General features: G+C 58.6%; 8 protein-coding genes and 1 riboswitch. All 8 genes read left to right on the forward strand.

The features are described from left to right. Positions 1–319 (forward strand): ComF family protein (locus B2W96_RS01080; RefSeq protein ID WP_293007680.1); only part of this gene is annotated, 319 nt, incomplete at its 5' end. A 134-nt stretch (positions 320–453) separates the two neighbouring features. Further along, positions 454–1,479: a rod shape-determining protein gene (locus B2W96_RS01085; protein WP_293007682.1), complete on the forward strand. Its 1,026-nt coding sequence runs from the start codon at positions 454–456 to the stop codon at positions 1,477–1,479. A gap of 291 nt (positions 1,480–1,770) precedes the next feature. Then, positions 1,771–3,120 carry an APC family permease gene (locus tag B2W96_RS01090; protein WP_293007684.1) on the forward strand — a complete coding sequence of 450 codons (1,350 nt, stop codon included), beginning with the start codon at positions 1,771–1,773 and terminating at the stop codon, positions 3,118–3,120. A 141-nt stretch (positions 3,121–3,261) separates the two neighbouring features. Beyond that, on the forward strand, positions 3,262–3,759 hold the full coding sequence (locus B2W96_RS01095) for an NUDIX hydrolase (protein ID WP_293007686.1): 498 nt from the start codon (positions 3,262–3,264) through the stop codon (positions 3,757–3,759). Between the two features lie 52 nt (positions 3,760–3,811). Next, the gene (locus tag B2W96_RS01100) at positions 3,812–4,204 is read left to right on the forward strand and encodes a DUF3783 domain-containing protein (protein WP_293007688.1); all 393 of its coding nucleotides are present in this window, start codon (positions 3,812–3,814) and stop codon (positions 4,202–4,204) included. After that, a complete protein-coding gene (locus B2W96_RS01105) occupies positions 4,201–4,632 on the forward strand; it encodes a DUF523 domain-containing protein (RefSeq protein ID WP_293007690.1) in 432 nt (143 codons plus the stop codon). The genes B2W96_RS01100 and B2W96_RS01105 overlap by 4 nt, the downstream gene beginning before the upstream one ends. An 80-nt stretch (positions 4,633–4,712) precedes the next feature. Continuing rightward, positions 4,713–4,885: riboswitch (Lysine riboswitch) on the forward strand. Positions 4,886–4,950: 65 nt separating this feature from the next. Then, entirely contained in the window at positions 4,951–6,567 is a 1,617-nt protein-coding gene (locus tag B2W96_RS01110; RefSeq protein ID WP_293007692.1) for a Na+/H+ antiporter NhaC family protein, read from the forward strand. Between the two features lie 385 nt (positions 6,568–6,952). Next, positions 6,953–8,338, forward strand: coding sequence for a TrpB-like pyridoxal phosphate-dependent enzyme (locus B2W96_RS01115; RefSeq protein WP_293007694.1), 1,386 nt, complete (start codon positions 6,953–6,955; stop codon positions 8,336–8,338). Positions 8,339–8,473 lie beyond the last annotated feature (135 nt).

Below are 8,473 nucleotides of genomic sequence, written 5' to 3' on the forward strand. Positions count from 1 at the left end.
CTGCCGGGCGTGGGAGATCAGCCCGGAGCGGCTTTTGGAGAAAACCGGGGACAATCCGGCCCAGTCGGGCCTGACGGATTCCGATGCCCGGCGGGCCAATGTGCTGGGGATGTATGCCGCCCCATCCCCCGCGCAGACGGCGGGGCGGCGGATTTTGCTTGTCGACGACATCTGCACCACCGGCGCGACGCTGGGAGAGTGCATCCGCACACTGAAGGACGCCGGTGCGGAGAGCGTTGTCTGCGTAACGGCGGCCCTTACCCGGCCTGAAAAAGGGTCGTCGGGAAATCAGGCGAAAAAGGGCTGGAAATTTTCATAATTTACAGAATGTACTTGCAATCTGCCATCTTCGCCGATATAATGTACCCGTATGATTGTGTGCGGCGAAAGCCGCTTCTCATAATTTTCAAAAGAACGGCAGAGAATACTGCGGAAAGTGCATGAGGTGGAGGCATGGCCATGGCAAGGGATATCGGTATCGATCTCGGTACCGCTTCGGTTTTGGTATACGTCAAGGGCAAGGGAATCGTGCTGAATGAGCCCAGCGTGGTGGCGCTGGATAAAAATACGGGGAAGTTGCTTCAGGTTGGGTCGGACGCGCAGGCCATGCTGGGCCGCACCCCCGGCAACATCATCGCCATCCGCCCTCTGCGCGAGGGAGTGATCTCCGACTATGACATGACGGAGCGGATGCTCCGCGAGTTCATTCGGAAGGTGGCGGGCTTCTCTTTTTTTAAGCCCAGAGTGATTATCTGTATTCCCTCCGGCATCACAGAGGTTGAGGAGCGCGCCGTGATCGACGCGGGCATTCAGGCGGGCGCGCGGAAGGTTTATCTCATTGAGGAGCCGGTGGCGGCCGCCATCGGCGCTGGCATCGACATTGCCAAGCCCGACGGGCATATGGTGGTGGACATTGGCGGCGGCACCGCCGACATCGCGGTAATTTCCCTCAGCGGCATTGTGGAGTCCGCGTCCATCAAGGTTGCGGGCGATCAGCTCAACGAAGCTGTGGTGAAGTATATGCGCCGCAAGCACAACCTGCTGGTGGGCGAGCGGACCGCCGAGGACATGAAAATCAAAATCGGCTGCGTTTTCCCCAAGGACGAGGAGGAGACGCTGGACGTGAAGGGCCGGTGTCTGCTGACGGGCCTGCCCAAGGTCATCACTGTCAGCTCAACGGAGATGATGGACGCCTTTGAAGAGCCGGTGGAGCGCATTATGGAGGCCATCCACTCCGTTTTGGAGCGCACGCCCCCCGAGCTGGTGGCGGACATTTCCACCAACGGTATCGTCATGACCGGCGGTGGCAGTCTGGTTTCCGGGTTTGACAAGCTGGTGGCCGCCCGGACGGGCATCCACACCATGGTGGCGGAGGACGCCATCTCCTGCGTGGCCCTTGGCACAGGCAAAAGTCTGGATGAGCTGAACAACATGCAGGACGGCACACAGAATCTGAGCCGCCGCCGCCAGATGAACTAAAAAGCCGGGAAGGCTTTGTTGGACAGACTTTAGACGGCAAATTTCAGCCCGCATTTTTTTAACATAGCCCGCCGCCTGTGGGCGGCGCTGGGCAGGGCCCCGGGGAGTGAATTTCCCGGGGTCTTGACTTTTGCCTTTTTTGGGGGACTATGTAAAAGAATGGCGGAGAAACGAATTTTAAAAAAGATGGTAAATAAAAAAAGCATCTTGCGAAATATACAATAGTCTGCTATGCTAAATAAGTTAAATTGTTCAAATTCAACACTTTAAAGCGAATAGACGGAGGAAAACATGGAAAACGGATTAGAAAAAAAGTACGGCCTGCCCACGGCCATCTGCATGGTGGTGGGAATCGTCATCGGCTCCGGCGTGTTCTTTAAGGCGGAGGCGGTGCTGGTGCAGACCGGCGGCAACATGCCGCTGGGAATTCTGGCGTGGCTGATTGTGGGCGCAATTATGATTGTGTGCTCGTATGTGTTTGCAACGATGGCCACCCGGTATGAAAAGGTCAACGGCGTGGTGGACTATGCCGAGGCGACGGTGGGAAAGCGGTATGCCTATCTGATGGGCTGGTTTATGGGTACCATCTATACCCCGGCTCTCACCAGCGTGCTGGCGTGGGTTTCCGCCCGGTATTTTTCCGTGCTGGTGGGCTGGGACATCACCGGCGGGTCCTGTCTGGTGCTGGCCTGCTTCTTCCTGTGCGCGGACTATGCACTGAACGCGCTCTCTCCCCGCATCGCGGGAAAGTTTCAGGTTTCCACCACTGTCATAAAAATGGTCCCTCTGCTGCTGATGGGCGTGGTGGGCGTCATCGTGGGTCTTGTCAACGGGCAGATGGCCCAGAACTTTGCCACCGTTTCCGCAGCCACTGTTTCCTCCGGCGAGGGATTGATGAAAGCAACTGTGGCGGTGGCGTTTGCGTATGAGGGCTGGGTGCTGGCCACCTCCATCAACGCGGAATTGAAGGATGCCAAGAGAAATCTTCCCCGGGCGCTGGTTCTGGGGTCCTTCGTGGTGGTGATTACCTATATCCTGTATTACATCGGCCTCAACGGCGCGGTGACCACGGAAGAACTGATGGCCAGCGGACAGGCCGCTGCAAAGATGGCCTATCAGCGGGTGTTTGGCGAAGCTGCGGGTACGGTGGTGTTCGTGCTGATTGTGATTTCCTGCCTTGGAACGCTGAATGGCCTGATGCTGGCCAACTGCCGCTGCTTCTACGCGCTGGCCGCCCGGGGACAGGGTCCCAAGCCCGAGATGTTCCGGCAGGTGGACCCGGTGACCAACATGCCCAACAACTCCGCGATTCTCTCGCTGCTGTTTGCTGCGTTCTGGCTGCTGTATTTTTACGGGGCAAACCTGACGGCGGGCTGGTTCGGGCCGTTCTCCTTCGACTCCTCCGAGCTGCCGATTATCACGCTGTATGGTATGTATATCGCCATGTTTATCCAGTTTATGCGCAAGGAGCGGACGCTGGGCGCGTTCAAGCGCTTTGTCATGCCGGCTCTGGGGCTGGGCGGCTGCGGCTTTATGGTGTATGCCGCTTTTGCCGGCTATGGAATCAAGGTGTTTTATTATCTGGTGGTTTACGCGGTGTTTATGCTGGTGGGCAACTTCCTTTACCGCAAAAACGCCTGAGTGCGGCGCGAATTTTAAATGGTTTCCGCCGGTCCCGGTAAGGGCGCGCCGATTGGGCGCGTTTTGCCGGGACCGGCGGTTTCGTCTTGCCATTTGCAGGGAATGGGGTATAATGAAGAAAAACGACTGTGGGGGGATTTTGTGTTAAACACCACGCTGTGCTATCTGGAGCGGGGGGACGAATATCTGATGCTCCACCGGGTGAAAAAGAAAAATGACCTGAACCACGACAAGTGGATTGGCGTGGGCGGAAAGTTTCTGGAAGGGGAAAGCCCGGAGGAGTGCCTTTTGCGGGAGACAAAAGAGGAGACGGGGCTGACCCTGACTCGCTGGCGCTATCGGGGCCTTGTGACCTTCCTCTCCGACGAATGGGAAGGGGAGTACATGCACCTGTTCACCGCCGACGCATGGATGGGAGAGCAAACTGTCTGCGACGAGGGAGACCTGCAATGGATTGGGAAAAAGGATTTGCGCAGGCTGTCGCTGTGGAGCGGGGACAACATTTTTCTTGATTTGTTGGAGTCCGACGCGCCTTTTTTCTCGTTGAAGCTGCGCTATGAGGGGCAGACGCTGACGGAGGCCGCGCTGGACGGCAAGCCTATGAAGCTTTCACAGGGAAGCGGGGCTGGCACGTCTTGAAAACAATCGCCGGACGTTTCCGGCGGGATTGGAAATTGGAAGGAGCGTTGTCATGGGTACGATTTTGCTGTACGGCTTTGAGGAGCTGAACGATATTCTGGTCATTAAGGCCGCGGCGGGTCCCTTTGGAGCAGAGGTAAAGCCAGTCTTCCGGGACGGGTGGCGCACCCCTGTTGGGGCGCTGGCAGGGCGGGAAACCCGGCCCGCCAGGGAGGGCGTGTTCTCCGGAAAGCTGGGGGGCCGCATGATGGTCTTCTGCGACTTGGAGCAGCAGTTGGACGGGCTTTTGGTGGCCCTGCGTCAATCGGGCGTGGGAGCAGGGTGCTATAAGGCGGTGCTGACCAAGTGGAATCAGGAGTGGGACGGTATCGCCCTGTTCACAGAGCTTCAGCGGGAGCGGCGGGAAATTGAGGCCCGCAGGCAGGAACAGGCGGAGAAGAAATGAAGCTGCTGGTTTCCGCGTGCCTGCTTGGCCTGCCCTGCCGGTATGACGGGGGGACTAAGCGCCTTGCGGGGATTGGCGCGCTGCTGGCGCGGCACGAGTGCGTCCCCGTCTGCCCGGAGCAGTTGGGCGGTCTGCCCACGCCCCGCCCACCCGCCGAATGTCGGGAAGGGTGCGTTTTCACCCGGGAGGGCGCCGACGTGACGGCGGAATTTGAAAGAGGAGCACAGGCTGCGCTGGAGCTGGCGCGGCTGTTTGGCTGCGAAGCGGCGCTGTTGAAGGAGCGCAGCCCCTCCTGCGGCTGCGGCGTGATTCACGACGGAAGTTTTTCCGGCGGACTGACCGCTGGGGACGGCGTGACGGCGGCACTTTTAAAGGCGGAGGGCATTCCTGTATACGGGGAATCACGCATGGAAGCGCTGCCGGGGTAATCGACGGAAAATTAGGGTAATTGGCGGATTTTTGTCACAAATGGTTGACTTTTATAGAAGCTTTGCTATAATCAGACGTATTGCATGATAGAGGTGCGACAGTCAAAAGTAGCGTTTCCCAAGCAGGCCGAGGGGAGACGGGAAAGGGACTGCCGCCGAGGTTTTGCTCCCCGTGGCCTGATGGGGACGGAGCCGGTTCGTCGGAAAATATCCGCCGGACTGTCGCCCTGCGGGGCGGAGCGCTGTCGTGATTCGTACGGGTTTGAGGTATGGAGTCATGACGCTTGGTCATGACTTTATTTTTTTGGAGGAGCTTCCATGAAGAACAAACCCTGCCGAAAGGCGGTGCTTTTTGCCGCCGCGTTTTTGGCTCTGCTGACCGTTCCGGTTTTGGCTGCCGGGGAGGGGACCGGCGCGGCCCCTGTGTTTTACGAGACAATCTGGTCCCTGCTGCCTCCGGTGGTGGCCATCGCTCTGGCGCTTGTCACCAAGGAGGTTTATTCCTCGTTGTTTCTGGGGATTCTCACCGGCGGGCTGCTGTGGTCCGGCTTTTCCTTTGAGGGAACGGTTACCCATGTGTTTCAGGACGGAATCGTCTCCGTGCTTTCGGACGGGTATAATGTGGGAATCATTGCATTTCTGGTGATTTTGGGCGCGATGGTGAGCTTGTTAAACCGCTCCGGCGGCTCTGCGGCCTTTGGCCGCTGGGCCCAGAAGAACATTAAAACCCGGGCGGGCGCACAGCTTGCCACCATCGCACTGGGCATTTTGATTTTCGTTGACGATTATTTTAACTGTCTCACCGTGGGCAGCGTGATGCTTCCCGTGACGGACAGCCATCACGTCTCCCGGGCGAAGCTGGCCTATCTGATTGACGCAACCGCCGCGCCGGTTTGCATCATTGCGCCCATTTCCTCATGGGCCGCTGCCGTCAGCGCCTTTGTGGACGACGGGTCCGGCCTTGCGCTGTTTATCCGCGCCATCCCCTATAACTACTACGCCTTGCTGACCATCATCATGATGATCGGACTGGTGGTGATGAAAGCGGATTTCGGCCCCATGGCCGTCCACGAGGCCAATGCCGACAAGGGTGATCTGTTTTCTGGGAAAAACCCCTACGCCACTGAGAGCGAGAGCAGCGTATCAGACAGCGGCACGGTGGCGGACTTGGTGGCGCCGATTGTGGTGCTGGTGATCTGCTGCGTCACGGGGATGATTTATTCCGGCGGCTTCTTCTCCGGAGCCAGCTTTGTGGACGCCTTCTCCGGGTCCGACGCGTCCGTGGGACTGCTGCTGGGCAGCGCCTTCGGTCTGGCGTTTACAATTGGATTTTACTTTTTGCGCCGCCGGATGAGCTTTAAGGAAATGATGGACTGCATCCCGGAGGGCTTTAAGGCCATGGTCCCGGCCATCCTGATTCTCACCTTTGCTTGGAGCCTGAAGGCCATGACCGATTCTCTGGGTGCACGGGAGTTTGTGGCCGCCGTGGTGCAGAATTCCGCCCAGAGCTTCCAGCTTCTGCTGCCCGCCATTGTGTTTGTGATTGGCTGCCTGCTAGCCTTTGCCACGGGTACCTCCTGGGGCACCTTCGGGATTCTGATTCCCATTGTGCTGAGCGTGTTTCCGCTGGAAGGCGGCAATCCCCTGAGCATCATCTGCGTCTCCGCCTGTATGGCGGGCGCGGTGTGCGGGGACCATTGCTCTCCCATTTCCGACACCACCATCATGGCTTCGGCGGGAGCCAAGTGCGACCATGTGAGCCATGTGTCTACTCAACTTCCTTACGCCGTTACTGCGGCGGTGGTGAGCTGCGTGACCTATATCGTGGCAGGCACCTTTGCAGCAGCGGGAATTGCCCCGTGGCTGGCGCTGCCCGTGGGCATTGTGCTGATGCTGCTGACGCTGGCCGTGGCGGCCCGTTTTAAAAGAACCTGAAAAAGCGGTTGACAAATGCGTTGGCCGCGCGTATACTACGTTTTAATCAAAACAAACTGAAGCGCCGGAGTGAGTACCCATATCCGAGCCCGATATAGAGAGCCGCTGACGGTGGAAATGCGGCGCGGGCAGATTTGGCGAATGGACCGGCAAGGGCAAACCGAACGGCGGAAGCTTAGTAGGGGAGACGGGGAGGGCGCCTCGTTAAAAAAGGCCGGCACATGACAGTGTGCTGAAAAGTGGGCGCGGTTACCGCGCCAAGCCGGGTGGCACCACAGGAGTGAAATCGCTCTTGTCCCTGCAAGTATTTGCAGGGACAAGGGCTTTTTTTATTTTTAATTTGGCCGGGGATCCGGCCGAATGCTTCAGAAAGGAAGGAAACACTATGGAACGCAAAGTCCCGTACAAAACCTATTTGACCGAACAGGAGCTTCCCAAGCAGTGGTACAATGTGCGCGCGGACATGAAGACCGACCACCGCCCCATTCTGCACCCGGGCACGCTGAAGCCCGTGACCCCGGCGGATATGACGCCCATCTTCTGCGAGAAGCTTGTCGGGCAGGAGCTGAACGCCACCGACCGCTTCATCGACATCCCCGAGGTGGTCCGTGACTTTTACAAGATGTACCGCCCCTCTCCGCTGATGCGGGCCTACCGTCTTGAAAAGGCGCTGGACACTCCGGCCAAAATCTACTACAAGTACGAGGGTGGCAACACCAGCGGAAGCCACAAGCTGAACTCCGCCATCGCACAGGCGTATTACGCCAAGGAGCAGGGTCTCAGGGGCGTCACCACCGAGACGGGCGCGGGACAGTGGGGCACCGCCCTGTCCATGGCCTGCGGCTATTTTGGGCTGGACTTGAAGGTCTTCATGGTCAAGGGATCTGCGGAGCAGAAGCCCTATCGCAAGGCTGTGATGGAAACCTATGACGCGTCGGTCATCTCTTCGCCTTCTGACACCACAGAGGTGGGCCGCCGGATGCTGGAGGAATTTCCCGGCACCTCCGGAAGCCTTGGAACCGCTATTTCCGAGGCGGTGGAAAAGGCCACCACCACCGAGGGCTACCGCTATGTGCTGGGCAGTGTTTTGAATCAGGTGCTGCTGCACCAGTCCATTATCGGGTTGGAGACAAAGGCGGCCCTTGAGAAGCTGGACGAATACCCCGATATTCTCATCGGCTGCGCGGGCGGCGGCTCCAACCTCGGCGGACTGATGGCCCCCTTCATGGCGGATAAGCTGACCGGGAAACGGGCCCCGCATTTTATCGCGGTGGAGCCAGCCTCCTGTCCCTCCCTGACAAGAGGTCGGTTTGCCTATGATTTTTGCGACACGGGAAAGGTCACGCCGCTGGCCAAGATGTATACGCTGGGCTGCGGTTTTATCCCGGCGCCCAACCACGCGGGCGGGCTGCGTTACCACGGCATGAGCCCCATTCTCTCCCAGCTCTATCATGACGGATTTTTGGATGAAGCCCGCTCCGTCACGCAGACCAAGGTCTTTGAGGCCGCCAAGCTGTTTGCAAAGGTGGAGGGCACGCTGCCTGCGCCGGAGTCCGCCCACGCCATCCGGGTTGCCATTGACGAGGCGATCCGGTGCAAGGAAGCGGGGGAGGCCAAAACCATCGTCTTCGGGCTCACCGGCACGGGGTATTTTGACATGGCGGCGTATATGTCCTATCACGACGGGAGCATGACCGATTATATCCCTACCGACGAGGACCTGGCCCACGGATTTTCCTACATTCCCAAGCTGCCGGGGATTCAGGAGTAACGTACGCTGCTTTGTGCTGGAGAGCGGCTTCCGGCGTAAGGGACGCACTTCGGTCCCCAACTGTTTAAAAGACTTGGGGAGCGGGTTCCTCCGCGGAAGGGTAATAAAAAACAGACCCTTTGCGCGGCCTTGGCC

This window comes from Oscillibacter sp. UBA6647, assembly GCA_002455655.1.
Taxonomy (GTDB): Bacteria; Bacillota; Clostridia; order Oscillospirales; family Oscillospiraceae; genus Oscillibacter.

Bases quoted from the DNA above. Each gene is read 5' to 3' on its own strand.
- B2W96_RS01090 (WP_293007684.1), top strand. From the start codon at position 1,771: ATGGAAAACGGATTAGAAAAAAAGTACGGCCTGCCCACGGCCATCTGC.
- B2W96_RS01110 (WP_293007692.1), top strand. From the start codon at position 4,951: ATGAAGAACAAACCCTGCCGAAAGGCGGTGCTTTTTGCCGCCGCGTTT.
- B2W96_RS01105 (WP_293007690.1), top strand. From the start codon at position 4,201: ATGAAGCTGCTGGTTTCCGCGTGCCTGCTTGGCCTGCCCTGCCGGTAT.
- B2W96_RS01115 (WP_293007694.1), top strand. From the start codon at position 6,953: ATGGAACGCAAAGTCCCGTACAAAACCTATTTGACCGAACAGGAGCTT.
- B2W96_RS01085 (WP_293007682.1), top strand. From the start codon at position 454: ATGGCCATGGCAAGGGATATCGGTATCGATCTCGGTACCGCTTCGGTT.
- B2W96_RS01100 (WP_293007688.1), top strand. From the start codon at position 3,812: ATGGGTACGATTTTGCTGTACGGCTTTGAGGAGCTGAACGATATTCTG.